Genomic DNA, 17,557 nt, shown 5'->3' with positions numbered 1-17,557 from the left:
CGCCGGGAGGTCGGCGCAGGATCGGCGCGACCAAGAAGGTCGAGCGCTGAGCACTGAGCGCTGAGCACCGTTCGCAGCGCGAGCGGTGAACCGGGGAGAGGCCCCCTGCCGCGTCGGCAGGGGGCCTCTCGCGTCGTGCTGTGCCGTCAGGCGCAGGGCAGTCCTGCGTCCCAGGCGGCGGTGGCGTCCGTACCGGGGGTGGTGCCACGGGTCCACCACTGGGCGGTGTGGTTCACGCCCGCACGGGAGACGACTTCGCCGGTGCGGTAGGCGCGTGCGGCGTCCCACGGCGCGGCGCAGGCGGGCCTGTCGCCGGCAGGTGCGGTGCCGGCCGGGCCGATGGCCTTCCAGGGCCCGTCGGCGTCGCCGGGCTGCTGGTCGCGGGTCCACCAGGTGGCCCGGTACTCGGTGCCGTCGTGGTAGACGACGTCGCCCGTCGAGTAGATGCCGGTCGCGTACCAGGGTGCGGCGGCGTCGTCGGGCACGAGGGGGCCGGGGGTGGCGGCCTCGAACGTGCCGGCGAGGGTGCCGAGGAGCTCGTTGTCGTCGTCGCCGGCGAGGTCCCAGAAGTACCCGCCGCCGTAGCCCTGGGTCGCGAGGTACTCGGCCTTGGTGGTGACGGAGCGCGGGGTGTCCGCCGTCCACCACTCGCCGTCGCCGTAGAAGTAGCCCTGGCCGGCCACCTCGTCGTAGTACTCGGTGAGGCCCTTGGCCTTGATGTCGGTGTAGTAGGTGAACGGCAGGGAGCCGTTCGCGGCGGCACCGGGCGTCGGGTCGGTCACGCCGCGCCAGCCGTACCCGTAGGCGGCCATGCCGAGGACGAGCTTGTCCTTGGGCCAGCCGGCGTTGTGGTACGCGCCGAGGACGCCGTCGGCGGCGAGGCCCCAGTTGGCGGGCTGCCCGGTGGTCGGGTCGGTGTAGACGTGCAGGTTGCCCTGGTGGCCCGTGCGGGTGGTGTTCCAGTCGCCGTGGTAGTCGTAGCCCTGGACGTTGATGAAGTCGAGGGCGTCGACGAAGCGCGGGTCGAGCCAGCCGCCGTTGGTGCGGGCGGCCCAGCTCGCGGGGGCGAAGCCGGTGATGAGGTAGTCCTCGCCGGTCTCGGCCCCGAGCTCGGTGAGCTCGGCGCGCAGGAGCTGCGCGAACTGGACGAAGTTCTCGGCGTCCTCGGCGGGGCGCGGCGTGGGGTGCTCGCCGGTGGCGCCGGGCCACTCCCAGTCGAGGTCGATGCCGTCGAAGATCCCGGCGGCGACGCCGTCGCCGCCCTTGGTGCCGTTCTCCGCGTCCTCGACCACGGGCAGGTTGCCGTGGAAGTACACGTCGAGGCACGACTCGACGAGGCGTGCGCGGTTCTCGGGGGTCGAGACGGCGTCGGAGAAGTTGTCCGACCAGGTCCAGCCTCCGAGCGAGACGAGGACCTTGAGGCCGGGGTGCTCCTCCTTGAGCTTCTTCAGCTGGTTGAAGTTGCCGGCGAGCGCCTGCGAGGGCTGGTCGGCGACGCCGTCCACGGTCTTGTCGGCGTCGAGGAGCTGCACGTAGTCGTTGAGGGGGTCGCCCTCGGGGGCGTTCTCGGCAGGGTCGACGCGGTCGGTGATGTCGCAGACGAGGTCGGTGGTGACGTTGCCGAACGCGTAGTTGAGGTGCGTCAGGTCGTCGGCGGCGCCGGTGGTGTGGAGGTCGGCCACCTGGTAGCCGTCCGCGTTGCCGGCCTCCCACGCGGGGTAGTAGCCGACGGTCTTGTACCCGTTCGTACCGTCGTCGGCGGCCGGTGCGGTCGCGGCGTTCGCCGTCCCGGCGGCGCCGGCGACGAGGGCCGTGGTGGTGGCGAGGGCGACGGCCGCGGCCGTCGTCCTGGGGTTCCTGGGGCTCTTCCCCGGGGATCGTGTCATCGAGAATGCCTCACTGCTTCTCCGGGCCCGGCCTTCGTGGACGGGTCATGACCGAAACTCAAAGGTAACCTTCCTAAGCATTTCTGACCAGGGCCTTCTCACACCGTGGTCACCGGGACGGGCGTCGGCCCGTAGGGTGGCGAGGTGAGTGTGATCGCCGAGCTGCGGGAGCTGCTGCGCCTGCGCGGCTTCCGCAGGCTGTTCGCCGTCCGTCTCGTCTCGCAGGCGGGGGACGGCATGTTCCAGGTGGGCCTGGCGTCCCTCCTGTTCTTCTCCCCGGAGTCGCAGGGCACGGCGGCGGCGATCGCCGGCGCGTTCGCGGTGATGCTCGCGCCCTTCACGATCGTCGGCCCGTTCGCGGGCGTGCTGCTCGACCGGTGGCAGCGCCGGCAGGTCCTCGTGTGGGGCAACGCCGTGCGCGTGGTCCTCACGGTCGCGATGGCGGTGCTCATGCTCACGGGTGGCGTGGGGGCCGGGATCTACGCGCTCGGGCTGGCCGCGCTGTCCGTGAACCGCTTCCTCCTGGCGGGCCTGTCCGCGGGCCTGCCGCGCGTCGTCGACGGCCCGCTCCTGCTCACGGCGAACTCGCTCACCCCGACCCTCGGGGCGGGCGCGGCGTTCGTGGGCGGCGGAATCGGCGTCGTGCTCGGCCTGGGTCTCGACGAGGGCCGCGTGAGGGACTCGTCGGCGCTCGTGTGCGCGGCGGTCGTGTTCGGGGTCGCGTCGCTCCTCGCGCTGCGGCTGGGCCGCACCCAGCTCGGGCCGGAGCGGCCCGCGGACGCCGCCCTCACGTCGGAGATCGCGCGCGTCGCCCGCGGGCTGGCCGACGGCGCGCGCTACCTCGTCGCACGACGCACCCCCGGCCAGGCGCTCCTCGCCATGGCGACGCACCGGTTCCTCTACGGCGTGGTCTTCATCGCGTCGATCCTCATCGCGCGCAACCTCCTCGACCCCGGGAACCAGGACGCCGGGCTCGCGACGTTCGCGACGGTCGTCGGGCTCACCGGCGTCGGGGGCGCGGGCGCCGTCGTCCTCACGCCGACCCTCTCCCGCTACACCGGGCCGCAGGTCTGGATCGCCCTCATGCTGCTGCTCGCCGCAGCGAGCCAGCTCCTGCTCCTCACGACGCCGACCCGTGCCGTGGTCTACACGGGCGCCGCGCTCCTGGGGCTGGCCGCGCAGGGCACGAAGATCGCCGTGGACACCATCGTCCAGCGCGACACCGAGGACGGGTACCGCGGACGGGCGTTCGCGTTCTACGACGTGCTGTACAACGCGGCGTTCGTCGGCGCCGCGGCCCTCGCCGCGTTCACCCTGCCCGACACGGGGTGGTCGCGGCCGGTGTTCGCCGTCCTCGCCGCGGCGTACGCGGCCGCCGCGCTCGTGCTGTGGACGCGCGGCGCCCGGACCCCGTCCGGGAAGGCGGCGGCCGCCGTCGAGCCCGCGGCGGACGACGCCTCGCTCCCGCCCGGCCCCGCCGCGGAGGGTGCCCGACCCGCCTGACCGCGGGCCGGGGCGACGGCGAGCCACGCCCCGGGGACGAGCTCAGGGGCGGGCGGGGCGCCGTCGGACCAGACGGGTGAGACCCCACGCGACCAGGCCGCAGACCGCGCCGACGACCACCCCCGTCACGAGGCTGGAGCCCACGGACGCGACGCGCAGCACGACCTCCTGCGTGCCCCCGTCCACGAGGGCGAGGTTCCCCCCGAGCGACGGCGGGTCCTCCCCGAACGCGCGGTCCCACAGGAGCTGGTGCACGAGCGCGAGCACCACGCCGTAGCAGGCGCCGGTCACGAGGAGCGTGAGGAACGGGTTCGGCACCCGCGCCCACAGCGCGACGCCCACCCACGCGACGAGCGGGACGACCACCAGGAGGAGGTTGACCGCGCTGCCCTCCTGGACGACGCCGAGGTCGTGCAGCACGACGCGCGGGGCCGCGAGCAGGGAGAGCGCCGCGACCCCGAGGAACGGCAGGCCGAGCGGGCGGGTGGTCGTGGCGAAACCGCTCGACGGACTGCTCGGCGGGACAGGTCGCGACGGGGCCGGGGGACGGGGACCGGTGGTGTTCATGCCGGCCACGCTAAGGACGCGCGGGCTGCCGGCGCGTCCGTCGCGGGGCGGCACCGCGTACGCCCGGGGGCGACGGCCGGGGTCGACCGGAGGCGACCGGCACCGAGGAGAACGTCGCCGAAATTCGGTCGTCAGGGCGTGCGGGAATAACGGACGATGGTTCGTGGTCGTACAGGGTACGGATCACTCCGCCGAGGCGGCGGCCGACCCGTGCACCCTCCCCTCCGGGGACCTCCCCCACGCCCGACCGCGCATCCCGCGGGACGGCACGGCGCCACCACGCCGCCACGCCCACCGCCGGCCCTGACCGTGACCGGCATGCCCACCGACGCGAGCGGAGACCACCCGTGACAGCACCCGACACCCGAGCCCGCTCCGGACCGGAGGCGTACGGGACACCGCCCGGCACGACGGTCGACCGCCTGCCGCGCGAGGACTTCCTCGTCATCGCGCTGCTCCTCGTCTCGGCGTTCGTCGTCATCCTCAACGAGACGACGATGAGCGTCGCGCTCGCGCCGCTCATGGAGGACCTCGGCATCACCGCGAGCACGGGCCAGTGGCTCACGACGGCGTTCATGCTGACGATGGCCGTCGTCATCCCCGCGAGCGGCTTCCTGCTCCAGCGCCTCGGCACCCGCGGCGCGTTCCTCCTCGCCATGTCGCTGTTCAGCGCGGGGACGCTGCTCGCCGCGCTCTCCCCCGGCTTCGCGTGGCTGCTCGTGGGCCGCGTCGTGCAGGCGTCGGGCACCGCGATCATGATGCCGCTGCTCATGACGACGATCATGACGCTCGTGCCCCCGGCGATCCGCGGCAAGGTCATGGGGAACATCGCGATCGTCATGGCCGCGGCCCCGGCCCTCGGCCCGTCGCTCTCCGGCCTCATCCTCAACAGCCTCAGCTGGCGCTGGGTGTTCGGGATCGTGCTCCCGATCGGCGTCGTCGCGCTCGTCCTCGGCTTCCTGTACATCCGGGACGTCGCGGACCGTACACGTTCCCGCCTCGACCCGTCGTCGCTGCTCCTGGCCGCGCTGGCGTTCGGTGGCCTCGTCTACGGGCTGTCCAGCATCGGCGAGGCCGCGCGGCACACGCCGGTCGTCCCGCCCCTGGTCCCGATCGCGTTCGGCGCGCTCGCGCTCGGCGCGTTCGTCTGGCGCCAGCTCGTGCTCCAGCGCGAGGACCGTGCGCTGCTCGACCTGCGCGTCTTCACGGTGCGCGGGTTCAGCGTCCCGCTCGGGATCATGGCGGTCGGCATGACGGCGATGTTCGGCTCGCTCATCCTCCTGCCGCTGTTCCTCCAGGACGCGATGGGCCTCGCACCGCTCGCGACCGGTCTGATCGTGCTCCCGGGCGGCCTCCTCATGGGTCTCCTCGGCCCGACCGTCGGGCGCCTCTACGACCGCGTGGGCCCCCGCCCGCTCGTCATCCCCGGCGTGAGCGTCGTCGCCGTCGCCCTCGCGGCGTTCACGACGATCCACGCCGACTCGTCGCCGTGGTTCGTCCTCGGCCTGCACGTGACGCTCAGCCTCGGCCTCGCGTTCATGTTCACGCCGCTGTTCACGTCCGCGCTGTCCTCGCTCGCGCCGCACCAGTACTCCCACGGCTCCGCCTCGATCGGGACCGTGCAGCAGCTCGCCGGTGCGGCAGGGACCGCGATGTTCGTCGCGGTCATGACGTCGCGCTCCCTCGCCTACGCGGCGGACGGTGCGTCCGAGCCGGTGGCCCTCGCCGAGGGCGTCGGCGACGCGTTCGTGTGGGGCACGGCCGTCATGCTCGTCGCCGTCGGCCTGTCGTTCCTGCTGCGCCGCAACCCCGCCCCGGCGGGCCACGGCCATCCCGGCCCCGCGACCGAGGACGCCGCACCCGAGGACGCGGCAGGGAGCCCGAAGGACCGCGTCTCGGTCGAGGCGGCCCTCGCCTCCGACGACGCCTGACCTCAGGACACCACGGCCCGACGGCGCCGCGACCCACCCGGGTCGCGGCGCCGTCGTGCATCTGCGCACCGGGCGGCCCGCTCCGAGATCGGCACACCCCGCCGAGATCGGCACACCCGATCCGCCGACGTCGACAAGCTCCGCCGATCTCGCGACGTGAAGGCCGAGCGGGCGACGTGACGGCCGAGCGGCGGGTGCGACGTCGGAGGCGAAGGGCGTGGAGCCGCGCGGCCCGACCGTCGGCCGACCGCAGGAGGCGACGGCGCGGCAGCCCGAGCTCCGACGTCGCACCCGCCGCGAACCCGACCAGCGCCCGCGAACCCGACGAGCGCCGGCGAGACCCACCGAGACGGATCAGCCCGCGGACGACTCCGGCTGCTGCTCCCACCACGCGAGGAGCTCCGCGCGCGCGGTCTCCTCGTCGACGGGGCCGCGGTCGAGCCGACGGTCGAGCAGGTGCTTGTACGCGCGCCCGACGACCGGGCCGGGGGCGATGCCGAGGACGGCCATGATCTGCTGCCCGTCGAGGTCGGGGCGGACGGCGTCGAGCTCTTCCTGGGCCTTGAGCTCGGCGATGCGCCGCTCGAGGTCGTCGTAGGACTCGCGCAGGCGCTGGGCCTTGCGGCGGTTGCGCGTGGTGCAGTCGGCGCGGGTGAGCCGGTGGAGGCGTTCGAGCTGGGGGCCGGCGTCGGTGACATAGCGGCGGACGGCGGAGTCGGTCCAGGCGCCCTCGCCGTAGCCGTGGAAGCGCAGGTGCAGCTCGACGAGGCGGGCGACGTCCTTGACGACCTGCTTGTCGTACCGCAGGTCCTTGAGGCGCTTGGCGACCATCTTCGCGCCGACGACCTCGTGGTGGTGGAAGCTCACGCCGCCGCCGGACTCGAACCGGCGGGTGCGGGGCTTGCCGACGTCGTGCAGGAGGGCGGCGAGGCGCAGGACGAGGTCGGGGGCGGGCACGGGGCCGTCGGGGCCGGTCTCCTGGGCGATGGCCTGGTCGAGCACGGTGAGGGAGTGCTCGTAGACGTCCTTGTGGCGGTGGTGCTCGTCGATCTCGAGCCTCAGGGCGGGCAGCTCGGGCAGGACGTGGTCGGCGAGGCCGGTGTCGACGAGCACCTCGAGGCCGCGGCGGGGCTCGGCGGCGCAGAGGAGCTTGGAGAGCTCGTCGCGGACGCGCTCGGCGGAGACGATCTCGAGGCGGTCCGTCATGAGGACGAGGGCGGCGAGGGTGCCGCCGTCGACGGTGAACCCGAGCTGGGCGGCGAACCGGGCGGCGCGGAGCATGCGCAGCGGGTCGTCGTCGAAGGACCGTTCGGGGGCGATCGGCGTACGCAGGACGCGGCGGGCGAGGTCGCCGAGCCCGTCGAACGGGTCGACGAAGGTCATGTCGGGGACGCGGACGGCCATGGCGTTGACGGTGAAGTCGCGCCGGGAGAGGTCGCCGTCGAGGGTGTCGCCGAACGCGACGACGGGCTTGCGGGACGCGGGGTCGTACGCGTCGGTGCGGTACGTCGTGACCTCGACGACGATCTCGGCCGTGCCGCCGCGCGCGAACCGCTTCGCGCCGATCGTGCCGAACTCCTTGCCGATGTCCCAGTGTGCGTCGCCCCAGCGGGCGAGGAGCGCCTGCGTCTCGTCGGGGGTCGCGGAGGTGGCAAGGTCGAGGTCGTTGCTCGCGCGCCCGAGGAACGCGTCGCGGACGGGTCCGCCGACGAGCGCGAGCTCGTGCCCGGCGGCCCGGAACGTCTCGCCCAGCTCGATCGCGGCGGGTGCCATCTCGGTGAGCACGGCGAGGGCCCGGCGCTGCAGCTCGAGCGCTGCGGGGGTCGGCTGGGAGGGCGGTGGGGTCGGCACGACATCCAAGCCTGCCAGATCCCCAGGTCCCGGCCCGACGGCGCCCAGTCGGTAAAGTTGGGGGATGTCCTCCCCCGCGCATGCCGACGAGCCCCGGCGGGCGCCGGGTGCGGGGGGTTCGCGCGGGTCCGGCGCCGGGGACGAGCACGTGCGGGAGCGTCCTGTCGCCGTCCCGTCGCCGCCGGGCGGGCACCCGCTGCACATCGACCCGCGTACCCGGCACACGCCGGCCCCGGTCCCGCTGCCCGTGGTGGACGAGGTGTCGGCGGGGGGACTCGTCGTCGAGCAGGCGCCCGGCCCGCCGCGGGCCGCGGTGATCGCGCGCCGCAACCGCGGCGGTCGCCTGGAGTGGTGCCTGCCGAAGGGCCACCTGGAGGGCGACGAGACGCCGGCCGAGGCCGCGGTGCGGGAGATCGCGGAGGAGACGGGGATCCGCGGCGCGGTCCAGCAGCCGCTGGGCGTCATCGACTACTGGTTCACCGGGGACGACCGCCGGGTCCACAAGGTGGTGCACCACTTCCTGCTGCGGGCGACGGGGGGCTACCTCACCGTGGAGGGCGACCCGGACGGCGAGGCGGAGGACGTCGCCTGGATCCCGCTCGCCGACCTGCCCGCCCGGCTCGCGTACCCGAACGAGCGCCGGATCGCGGTCGTCGCGACCGGCGTGCTGGAGGGTCGTGCGACGCACCTGCGCACGACGATCACCAGTAGGGTGACCCGGACGATCGTCCGACCGGCGGGCCGTGAGGCGCCCGGCCGACCGGTGCCGCCCGCCCCTCGGAGCCCGACCGACCACTCATGACGCCCAGCATCCCGCGCGGCGTGCGCGCACACCGCGCGGCGCCGGTCCTCGTCCTCGCGCTCCTCGCCCTCCTCCTCGTCCTCGTCCCCGCGCTCGTCCCCGCCCTCGCGGTCCCCGCGCACGGCGACGAGCAGGAGGCCGACGGCGAGGCGACCGTCCGCATCGACGCCCAGTCACCCGCGGTGCTCGCCGCAGGCGGGACGTTGTCGGTCACCGCGACCGTCACCAACGGCACCGACGAGACGCTCGCGCAGCCGCTCGCGGAGCTCGGCGTCGCGCTGTCGACGAGCGCGACGCGTTCCTCGCTCGACCTGTGGGCGGAGGCCGGCCCGACGACGGGCATCGGGGCCCAGGTCGACGCCCAGCAGCTCGACCCGCTCGCACCGGGAGCCAGCACGCAGGTGTCGTTCACCGCCGAGGCGGGCGAGCTGGGTCTCGGCGCGGCGAGCGACTGGGGGCCCCGCGGGATCGCGGTCCGGCTGTCCGACGGCGGGGAGCGGCTCGACGTGCAGCGCTCCTTCGTCGTGTGGGCGCCGACGGGCGAGGCGCCGACCCTGCGGCTGAGCGTGGTCACCGCCGTGACCGGGCCGGCGGTCGACCCCGACGCCGAGGCGTACGACGGCGCGCTGGCCGCCGCCACGGCGCAGGACGGCCGGCTGGGGCGCGTGCTGGAGGCGACGGCGGGGCGGCCGGAGGTGGGCTGGGTCGTCGACCCGGCGCTCGTCGCCGCCGCGAGCGCCTCGGGCTACCCGGACGTGGTGGCGTGGTCGGAACGGCTGGTGGAGTCTTCCGAGGGGCGGGCGACGTTTGCGCTGCGCGCGTACGACCCGGACGTCGCGGCCTTCGCGCACGCGGGGCTGTCCCTGCCGGAGGGCACCCCGGTGCCCGGGTCGGACCCGGAACCGGCCGTGCCGGAGGAGCCCTCGGCGACGGAGGTGTGGCGCACCGACCTCGCCTGGCCGGCCGACACGGTCCCGGACGTCACGACGGCGTCGCTCGCCGCGGCGTCGGGCGCGACGACGCTCGTGGTGGGCCCGGACGCCCTCGTGCCCGACGGTTCGCTCACGTACACGCCCACGGGTGTCGCGCGGGTGTCGACGGCCTCGGGCGACCTCACCGCGCTGGTCCCCGACGCGACGCTGACGGACCTGCTCACGGCGGGCACCGGGTCGGACCCGGTGACCACGCAGCGCCTGCTCGCGGAGACCGCGGTGGTCGCGCGCGAGCGCCCCGCGGACGCACGGCACGTCCTCGTCGCGCTGCCGCGGGGCTGGGACCCGGACGTGGCGGCGTTCGGCGCCCGCCTTGACGCCCTCGGCGACGCGACATGGGTGGAGATCGCGCCCGTCGACACGCTCCTCGACGCCGCGGTGCCCGGGGTCGAGCGCACGGCGCTCCCGGAGAGCACGCCGTCGGGCGACGAGATCCCCGCGGGCGAGCTGCACGCGCTGGACCGGTCGCGCGCCGCGCTCGCCGCGTTCGCGACGGTCGTCCCGGACCCCGCGGCGCTCACCCGGCCGCTGGAGGCCGGGTACGTGGTCCCCACGTCGGTCGCGTACCGGGCCGCCCCCGACGCCCGGACGGCCGCCGTGCAGGACGCGGAGGCGTCCGCGGCGTCCGTCACGGACGGCATCTCGATCCAGCGCGGCTCCCCGATCCTCCTGCTCGCCGAGCAGCAGAGCCTGCCCGTACGGGTCCGCAACGACCTCGCGCAGGACGTCGAGGTGCAGGTGGTCCTCCGCCCGGACGAGCCGACGATGAAGGCCCCCGAGCGCCCCACCGTGACGGTGCCCGCGGGGTCCGAGGTCACCGTGCCGGTGGCGGTCGAGGCGCTGGGCAGCGTCAACGTCGCCGTGGACGTCGAGGTGGTGAGCGCAGCCCGGCCCGACGTGCGGGTCGCCGGCCCCGACGTGTTCGTCGTGCGGGTGCGCGCCGACTGGGAGTCGGTGGGGACGGCGGTGCTCGCCGGCCTCCTCGCGGTCGCGATGGTCGCGGGGATCTGGCGCACCGTGCGCCGCGGACGCTCGCCGCGCCGTCTGCCGGGTGCGACGGTCGACCAGCCTCGCCCGCCCGAGGACGGTGCGCCGTGAGCCCGCGGCACGTGCGCCCGCGGGGCGCAGGGCACGGTGACCGCCCCGGCACGACGGGTGGCGCGACGGGCGAGGGCGCGGCGGGCGAGGGTACGGCGACGGCGTCGCTGCCGGGCGACCCCGCGGCGTCGGGCACACCGGACGAGACCGCGGAGGCCGGGGTGACGCAGGCGCCCACGAGGACGACGGGGCTCGGCAGGTCGTCCGCGCTCATGGCGTCCGGGACGTTCGTGTCGCGGGCGCTCGGCCTCGTGCGCAACGTGCTGCTCGTCGCCGCGATCGGCACCACGGGACTCGTCGCCGACGCGTTCGACGTCGCGAACAAGATCCCCAACGTCCTCTTCGCGATCCTCGCGGGCGGCGTCCTCAACGCCGTCCTGGTGCCGCAGATCGTCCGCGCGTACCGGGCACACAACACCCAGGAGCGGCTCGACAAGCTGCTCACGCTGTCCGGCGTCGTGCTCGTCTCGCTCTCCGCGCTCCTCACGGCCGGGTCGAGCATCCTCGTCGCGCTGTACACCGGGCCCGGGTGGACCGAGCCGCAGACGGCGCTCGCCGTCGCCTTCGCGTTCTGGTGCACCCCGCAGCTCTTCTTCTACGGCCTCTACACGCTGCTCGGGCAGGTGCTCAACGCCCGGGGGCAGTTCGGCCCGTTCATGTGGGCGCCCGTGCTGAACAACGTCGTGTCGATCGTCGGGTTCGCGGCGTTCATCGCCGTGTACGGGCCCGCCGCGACGGGCAACGTGGACGACCTCACCCAGTGGGACGGCCCCAAGATCGCCCTGCTCGCGGGCACCGCGACCCTCGGCGTCGCCGCGCAGGCGCTCATCCTCGTGGTGCCCCTGTGGCGTGCGGGCTTCCGGTGGCACGCCCGGTTCGGGCTCCGCGGGATCGGGCTGCGCTCCGCCGGCCAGGTCGCCCTGTGGACGTTCGCCGCGGTCGTGCTCGAGCAGGTCGGGGTGCTGTTCACGACCCGGTTCGCCAGCCAGGCCCCGCGGGCCGCCCTCGCGGACGCGTTCGGCCAGGGCTACGCCGGGGACCCCGGGGCGCAGGGCGTCGTGACGAGCCTGACGGTCGGCGCGCCCGAGGCGTACGCCGACGCGCTCACCGTCGCCGGGAACGCCGCCTACACGCAGGCGCTCATGATCTACCTGCTCCCCCACTCCCTCGTCACCGTCTCCATCGCGACGGCCCTGTTCACCGGGATGAGCGCGGCAGCGCACGCCGGGGACGTCGCGCGGGTGCGGCGCGACCTGTCGCGCGGCGTGCGCACCGTCGGCGTCTTCACGGTGTTCGCCACCGCCGTCTTCGTGGTCCTCGCCCTGCCGATCACCAAGCTGCTCGTCCCGTCCGTCGGCGCGGCCGCCGGCGCGGCCGTGGCGCAGGTGCTCGTCGCCATGGCGTTCGGGCTCGTGCCGCTCGGCGGCATGGTGCTCATGAAGTGGGTCTACTACGCCTTCGAGGACGGGCGCACCGTCTTCTGGATCCAGGTCCCCGGCACGATCGTGCTCGTCGGCGTGTCGTGGCTCGCGACCCTCGTCCTCGACCCGCACTGGTGGGTCGTCGGGGTCGGCGCGGCGATGAGCCTGTCGAACGTCGTCGCGGTCGCCCTGCGGACCGTCGGGCTGCGCCGCACGCTCGACGGGCTCGACGGTCGCCGGATCGTCCGGATGCACGCCCGGACGACGCTCGCCGCGGCCGTGAGCGCGGGCGTCGGGTGGGGCCTGCTCCAGCTCCACGACCGGGTGCTCGGCGAGATCTACGGCCTGACCTGGTGGCACGCGCTCGTCCTCGTCACCGTGGTCGGCGCCGTCATGACGGCCGTGTACCTCGGCGGGCTCAAGGTCCTGCGCGTCCGCGAGCTCGACGAGCTGCTCGGCCCCGTGGTCGGCAAGGTCCGGCGCCTGGTGCGACGGTGAGCGGCGTGGGAGCGGCCGACGTGAGGACGACATGCCCGGGTCCGCCCCGGCCGTACCGGGCGGAACCCGGGCAATCCGGGCCCGCGTACCATGTGGTGGTGTCGCTCACGAGCCCAGCTGAGGAGGTCCGGTGAACGGCGTCGCCCCAGGAACACTGCTCGTCGCCCGGTACCGGTTGGACGAACCGCTGCCCTCCGACCTCGCGGACGTCACCGCGTGGTCCGCGCACGACCAGATCCTCGACCGTCCCGTCCGCGTGTCCCTCGTCAGCGGCCCCCACGTCGCCGACGCGCTCGACTCCGCGCGCCGTGCCGCGCTGGTCGCCGACCCGCGGCTGACCCGGGTGCTCGACGTCGGGTCCGAGCAGGGCGTCGCGTACGTCGTGACGGAGCCGTACGTCGGGACGACGCTCACCGAGGTCGTCGCCGGTGGCGTCCTCGACCCCCAGCAGGCCCGCGCCGTCGTCGGCGAGGCCGCCGCCGCGCTCGAGGCCGCCCGACGCCGCGGCGTCCACCACCTCACGGTCCGCCCCGACGCGCTGCGCGTCGACGACGGCCGTGTCGTCGTGACCGGGCTGGGGCTCGACGCCGGGGTCGCCGGCCTCGACCAGCAGGACCCCGACCGCACGTCGCGCGCCGACGCCGTCGGGCTCGTCGCACTGCTCTACTACGCGCTCACCGCACGCTGGGCCGGTCCGACCCTCGACGTGCCGTGGATCTCCGACGCGGCGATCCACCCCCTGCCCGCGCAGCCGTCCGGCGACGGCGTGCTGCCCCCGTCCGCCGTGCGCGGCGACGTCCCCGCCGAGCTGGACACGCTCTGCGCCGCCTCGTTCGCCACGCCCACGCCGGACCCCGCGGCGTGGGCCGCACCGGCGCCCGGGACGCCCGCCAGCCCCGCCGACGTCGTCGCCGCTCTCGAACCGTGGGGCGAGGTGTCCGTCGTCGCCACGCTCCCCGGCTTCGTCCAGCCCGCAGCCGCCGGCGTCAACCGGCAGTCCGTGCGGTCGGCGTTCGACAGCGGCGCGGCCGCACCCCCCGGGACGCCGCCGCCCGCTCCCCCCGTGCGACGCCCCGCCACCGGACGCATCCACCGCGTCGGCGAGGTCCCCGGGTCCGCGGGCGCCGCGGACACCGCCCCCTACCTGGCCGCCGCCGCGGGCGGCGCCTACGCCGGCACCACGTACGCGGCCGAGGCGAACGACGGCCCGTCCACCGCACCCGTCCCGCCCCCCGCCCACGACACCGCGCCGGCAGGTCCGGCCGTTCCCCCGAGCACGCCGCCGCCCGACGACTCCTGGAGCGAGCCCGCGCCGCGCCGCGGTCCCCGGCGCTTCAACGCGACCCCGTTCGTCCTGGTCCTCGTGCTCCTGCTCGTCGGCGCGGGCGTCGTCTGGGCCGTGAACACGGCCTTCGAGGACTTCACCCCCGCCGTCTCGTCGGGGGAACGGACGAGCGACGAACCGAGCGACACGACCCCCACGGGCGGTGAGACCGACGGCGAGGCCGAGGAACCCGAGCCCGAGCCCGAGGTCCGGCCGCTCATCGCGTCGGGCGAGGCGCTCGACCCGCAGGGCGACGCGCTCGGCAACAACGACGGCGAGCACCCCGAAGCCGTGGCCCTGGCGTTCGACGGCCAGCCCGAGACCTTCTGGTACACGCGCCGCTACAACGACTCGAACTTCGCGGGCCTGCGCACGGGCATCGGATTCGGCATCACGCTCGAGCAGGAGGCGCCCGTCTCGACGGTCATCATCGACACGGGCGTGGAGGGCGGCAACGTCGAGATCCGGTCCACGTCCCTCGACGCACCCGACCAGGGCACCGTCCTCGCCTCGGGCCCGTTCTCCCCGGGTGTCGAGTTCACGTTCGACGAGCCCGTCGAGACCGAGACCCTCGTCCTGTGGATCACCGAGCTGCCGACGAACGCCCAGGGTGAGGCCCGCGCGGAGATCAACGAGATCCTGCTGTCCTGACCCACCCGCCCCGCGTCGCGGCCCCCGGCGCCGTACCGTGGAACAACGACGCCCCCCGCCGCGTTCAGACGAACGCGTGGGAGCCTGCCACGCCACCACACCGAGGAGCATCACGTGACCGAGCAGCCAACCGTCGAGAACCTTGTCGTCGTCGGGTCAGGTCCCGCGGGGTACACCGCGGCGATCTACGCGGCGCGCGCGGGCCTGTCTCCGGTCGTGCTGGCAGGGTCCGTCACGGCCGGCGGCGCCCTGATGAACACCACCGACGTGGAGAACTTCCCCGGGTTCCCCGACGGCGTGATGGGTCCCGACCTCATGGAGAACCTGCGCAAGCAGGCGGAGCGGTTCGGCGCCCGCATCGAGTGGGACGACGTCACCTCGCTCGAGCTCGACGGCCCCGTGAAGACCGTGGTCACCGGCAACGGCGACACCTACCGCGCCCGCGCCGTGATCCTCGCGACAGGGTCCGCCTACCGCGAGCTCGGCCTGCCGGACGAGAAGCGCCTGTCCGGCCGCGGCGTGTCCTGGTGCGCCACGTGCGACGGGTTCTTCTTCCGCGACCAGCACGTCCTCGTGGTGGGCGGCGGCGACTCCGCGATGGAGGAGGCCACGTTCCTCACCCGGTTCGCGTCGAAGGTCACCGTCGTGCACCGCCGCGACGAGCTGCGCGCGTCGAAGATCATGGCGGACCGCGCCCTCGCCGACGAGAAGATCGAGTTCGCCTGGAACAGCGAGGTCGTCGGCATCGACGGCGAGAACAAGGTCGAGGGAGTCCGCCTGCGCGACACCGTCACCGGCGAGGAGCGCACCCTCGACGCCACCGGCCTCTTCGTCGCGATCGGGCACGAGCCCCGCAGCGAGCTCGTCGCCGACCAGGTCGACGTCGACGACGAGGGGTACGTCCAGGTGGTCGGCCGCACCACCGCGACCCGCCTCGCCGGGGTGTTCGCGTGCGGCGACCTCGTCGACCACACGTACCGTCAGGCCATCACCGCCGCAGGGTCCGGCTGCTCCGCCGCCCTCGACGCGCAGCGCTACCTCACCGAGCTCGCCGACGCCGCCGGCCACGCCGACCTCGCCGGGACCCCCGCGGCACCGAACCCCGAGGAACTGCCCGAGGCCCTCGCCGAGCTCGGGTCCTGACCACCAGACCGCTCCCCACTCCCGACGACCCAGGAGGTCACCATAGCCACCGTCCCCGTCACCGACGCCACCTTCCGCGCCGAGGTCCTCGAGTCCGACGTCCCCGTGCTCGTCGACTTCTGGGCCACCTGGTGCGGCCCGTGCCGCCAGGTCGCCCCGATCCTCGAAGAGCTCTCCGCCGAGTACGAGGGCCGGATCCGGATCGCGAAGCTCGACACCGACGCGAACCCCGAGACCACCGCCGCCTACGGCATCGTCTCCATCCCCACGCTCAACGTGTACGTCGGCGGGGAGCTCCAGAAGTCGATCATCGGCGCCCGCCCCAAGCGGGCACTCGTCGAGGAGATCGACACGGTCCTCGCCGCCGCCGTCTGAGGCAGGCGGTCTACGACGAGCGGTCCGAGACGACCGCTGCTCGCGCACTGACGAGGGGCGGGCCACCACCCGGTGGTCCGCCCCTCGACGTCTTCACGGGATCCCCCGAACCCGCGTGCGAGACTGGACGACGTGACCGCGCCGACTCCCTCTCCGCACGCCGCCTCCGGCGGCACCCGCCTCGACCCGTGGCTCTCCTCCTACGCGGAGCGAGCGCACGGGATGCGAGCGTCGGAGATCCGGGCGCTCTTCGCCGTCGCCAACCGACCCGAGGTCGTCTCCCTCGCCGGCGGCATGCCCTACCTCGACGGGCTCCCGCTGGACACCATCGCCGAGACGATGCAGCGCCTCGTCGCGACGCGCGGCGCCAGCGTCCTGCAGTACGGGTCCGGTCAGGGGGACGAGTCGCTGCGCGAGCAGATCCTCGACGTGGTCCGGCTCGAAGGCATCGACTGCCACCCCGACGACGTCGTCGTTACCACCGGCTCCCAGCAGGCGCTCGACCTCGTGACCCGTATCTTCGTCGACCCCGGCGACGTCGTCGTCACGGAAGCGCCCAGCTACGTCGGGGCACTCGGCGTGTTCCGCTCCTACCAGGCGGACGTCGTGCACGTGCCGCTCGACGAGCACGGGCTCGTCCCCGAGGCACTCGACGAGGCGCTCACGCGGCTCGCGGCGGAGGGGCGCCGCGTCAAGCTGCTCTACACCGTGCCCAACTTCCACAACCCCGCAGGAGTCACCCTCACCGCGGAGCGTCGCCCACGCGTCCTCGAGATCGCGCGACGCCACGGGGTGCTCGTCATCGAGGACAACCCGTACGGCCTGCTCGGTTTCGACGGCGACCCCCTGCCCGCGCTCCGCTCGCTCGACGAGGACGGCGTGCTCTACCTCGGGTCCTTCTCCAAGACCTTCGCCCCGGGATACCGGGTCGGGTGGGTCGTCGCACCCCACGCGGTCCGCGAGAAGCTCGTCCTCGCCAGCGAGTCGGCCATCCTCTGCCCGTCGAACGCCTCGCAGATGGCGATCTCCGCCTACCTCGCCACGTGCGACTGGAAGGGCCAGATCAAGCAGTTCCGCGAGCTCTACCGCGACCGTCGGGACGCGATGGTCGGGGCGCTGGCCGAGCACATGCCCGCCGCCAGCTGGACCGTCCCCGACGGCGGCTTCTACACCTGGGTCCGCCTGCCCGACGGGCTCGACGCCCGCTCGATGCTCCCCCGGGCCGTGACCGCGCGGGTCGCCTACGTCCCGGGCACTGCCTTCTACGCCGACGGGACCGGCGCCGAGCACATGCGCCTCTCCTTCTGCTTCCCCACCCCCGAGCGCATCCGCGAAGGCGTGCGGCGCCTCGCCGGGGTCGTCAACGCCGAGACCGACCTCGTCGAGATCTTCGGCACCGGCGCAGCGCTCGATCCCGACCTCACGGACGTCGAGAACCCCTCGCCCGACCTCGCCTGACCCGACCCGTCGTCCCCGAACCGCCATCACCCGGGCGCGCGGCGCACCATGGGCCGC

Annotated in this window: 12 protein-coding genes; 9 read left to right on the top strand and 3 right to left on the bottom strand. The window is 74.5% G+C overall.

All coding sequences use genetic code 11. From position 1 onward, the window contains the following. Positions 1-146: 146 nt before the first annotated feature. Positions 147-1,886: a glycosyl hydrolase family 18 protein gene (locus tag LGQ04_RS04340; protein WP_229242478.1), complete on the bottom strand. Its 1,740-nt coding sequence runs from the start codon at positions 1,884-1,886 to the stop codon at positions 147-149. A 144-nt stretch (positions 1,887-2,030) separates the two neighbouring features. On the opposite strand from LGQ04_RS04340, the gene LGQ04_RS04335 reads away from it, so the two are divergent. Beyond that, entirely contained in the window at positions 2,031-3,389 is a 1,359-nt protein-coding gene (locus LGQ04_RS04335) for an MFS transporter (protein WP_229242477.1), read from the top strand. A 42-nt stretch (positions 3,390-3,431) separates the two neighbouring features. Here LGQ04_RS04335 and LGQ04_RS04330 read toward each other — a convergent pair whose 3' ends face one another. Next, on the bottom strand, positions 3,432-3,956 hold the full coding sequence (locus LGQ04_RS04330; RefSeq protein WP_229242476.1) for a hypothetical protein: 525 nt from the start codon (positions 3,954-3,956) through the stop codon (positions 3,432-3,434). A gap of 347 nt (positions 3,957-4,303) precedes the next feature. On the opposite strand from LGQ04_RS04330, the gene LGQ04_RS04325 reads away from it, so the two are divergent. After that, the gene (locus tag LGQ04_RS04325; RefSeq protein ID WP_229242475.1) at positions 4,304-5,887 is read left to right on the top strand and encodes an MDR family MFS transporter; all 1,584 of its coding nucleotides are present in this window, start codon (positions 4,304-4,306) and stop codon (positions 5,885-5,887) included. 354 nt (positions 5,888-6,241) lie between these two features. On the opposite strand, the gene LGQ04_RS04320 is transcribed toward LGQ04_RS04325, so the two are convergent. Continuing rightward, a complete protein-coding gene (locus tag LGQ04_RS04320; RefSeq protein ID WP_308016344.1) occupies positions 6,242-7,738 on the bottom strand; it encodes a CCA tRNA nucleotidyltransferase in 1,497 nt (498 codons plus the stop codon). 64 nt (positions 7,739-7,802) lie between these two features. On the opposite strand from LGQ04_RS04320, the gene LGQ04_RS17890 reads away from it, so the two are divergent. The 7 genes from LGQ04_RS17890 to LGQ04_RS04285 all read left to right on the top strand — a co-directional run bounded on the left by LGQ04_RS17890 (position 7,803) and on the right by LGQ04_RS04285 (position 17,500). After that, positions 7,803-8,540 (top strand): NUDIX hydrolase, encoded by a 738-nt coding sequence (locus LGQ04_RS17890; protein WP_372469941.1) that lies wholly within the window; start codon positions 7,803-7,805, stop codon positions 8,538-8,540. Beyond that, positions 8,537-10,630 (top strand): DUF6049 family protein, encoded by a 2,094-nt coding sequence (locus LGQ04_RS04310; RefSeq protein WP_229242474.1) that lies wholly within the window; start codon positions 8,537-8,539, stop codon positions 10,628-10,630. Before LGQ04_RS17890 ends, LGQ04_RS04310 begins: the two co-directional genes overlap by 4 nt. Next, positions 10,627-12,549, top strand: a complete 1,923-nt coding sequence (murJ, locus tag LGQ04_RS04305) for a murein biosynthesis integral membrane protein MurJ (RefSeq protein ID WP_308016343.1) — start codon at positions 10,627-10,629, stop codon at positions 12,547-12,549. The genes LGQ04_RS04310 and murJ overlap by 4 nt, the downstream gene beginning before the upstream one ends. Positions 12,550-12,679: 130 nt before the next feature. Beyond that, positions 12,680-14,524, top strand: a complete 1,845-nt coding sequence (locus LGQ04_RS04300; protein WP_229242473.1) for a protein kinase family protein — start codon at positions 12,680-12,682, stop codon at positions 14,522-14,524. A gap of 114 nt (positions 14,525-14,638) precedes the next feature. Next, positions 14,639-15,667 carry a thioredoxin-disulfide reductase gene (gene trxB / locus LGQ04_RS04295; protein ID WP_229242472.1) on the top strand — a complete coding sequence of 343 codons (1,029 nt, stop codon included), beginning with the start codon at positions 14,639-14,641 and terminating at the stop codon, positions 15,665-15,667. Between the two features lie 42 nt (positions 15,668-15,709). After that, on the top strand, positions 15,710-16,042 hold the full coding sequence (trxA, locus tag LGQ04_RS04290; RefSeq protein ID WP_229243004.1) for a thioredoxin: 333 nt from the start codon (positions 15,710-15,712) through the stop codon (positions 16,040-16,042). A 132-nt stretch (positions 16,043-16,174) separates the two neighbouring features. Continuing rightward, a complete protein-coding gene (locus LGQ04_RS04285) occupies positions 16,175-17,500 on the top strand; it encodes an aminotransferase-like domain-containing protein (protein WP_229242471.1) in 1,326 nt (441 codons plus the stop codon). Positions 17,501-17,557 lie beyond the last annotated feature (57 nt).

Source organism: Cellulosimicrobium marinum (assembly GCF_020551945.1).
Classification (GTDB): Bacteria; Actinomycetota; Actinomycetes; order Actinomycetales; family Cellulomonadaceae; genus Cellulosimicrobium; species Cellulosimicrobium marinum.
Note: the sequence above shows the minus strand (reverse complement) of the source record. Positions and strands in the feature narration are given on the sequence as shown.

Bases quoted from the DNA above. Each gene is read 5' to 3' on its own strand.
- LGQ04_RS04330 (WP_229242476.1), bottom strand. From the start codon at position 3,956: ATGAACACCACCGGTCCCCGTCCCCCGGCCCCGTCGCGACCTGTCCCG.
- LGQ04_RS04310 (WP_229242474.1), top strand. From the start codon at position 8,537: ATGACGCCCAGCATCCCGCGCGGCGTGCGCGCACACCGCGCGGCGCCG.
- LGQ04_RS17890 (WP_372469941.1), top strand. From the start codon at position 7,803: ATGTCCTCCCCCGCGCATGCCGACGAGCCCCGGCGGGCGCCGGGTGCG.
- LGQ04_RS04340 (WP_229242478.1), bottom strand. From the start codon at position 1,886: ATGACACGATCCCCGGGGAAGAGCCCCAGGAACCCCAGGACGACGGCC.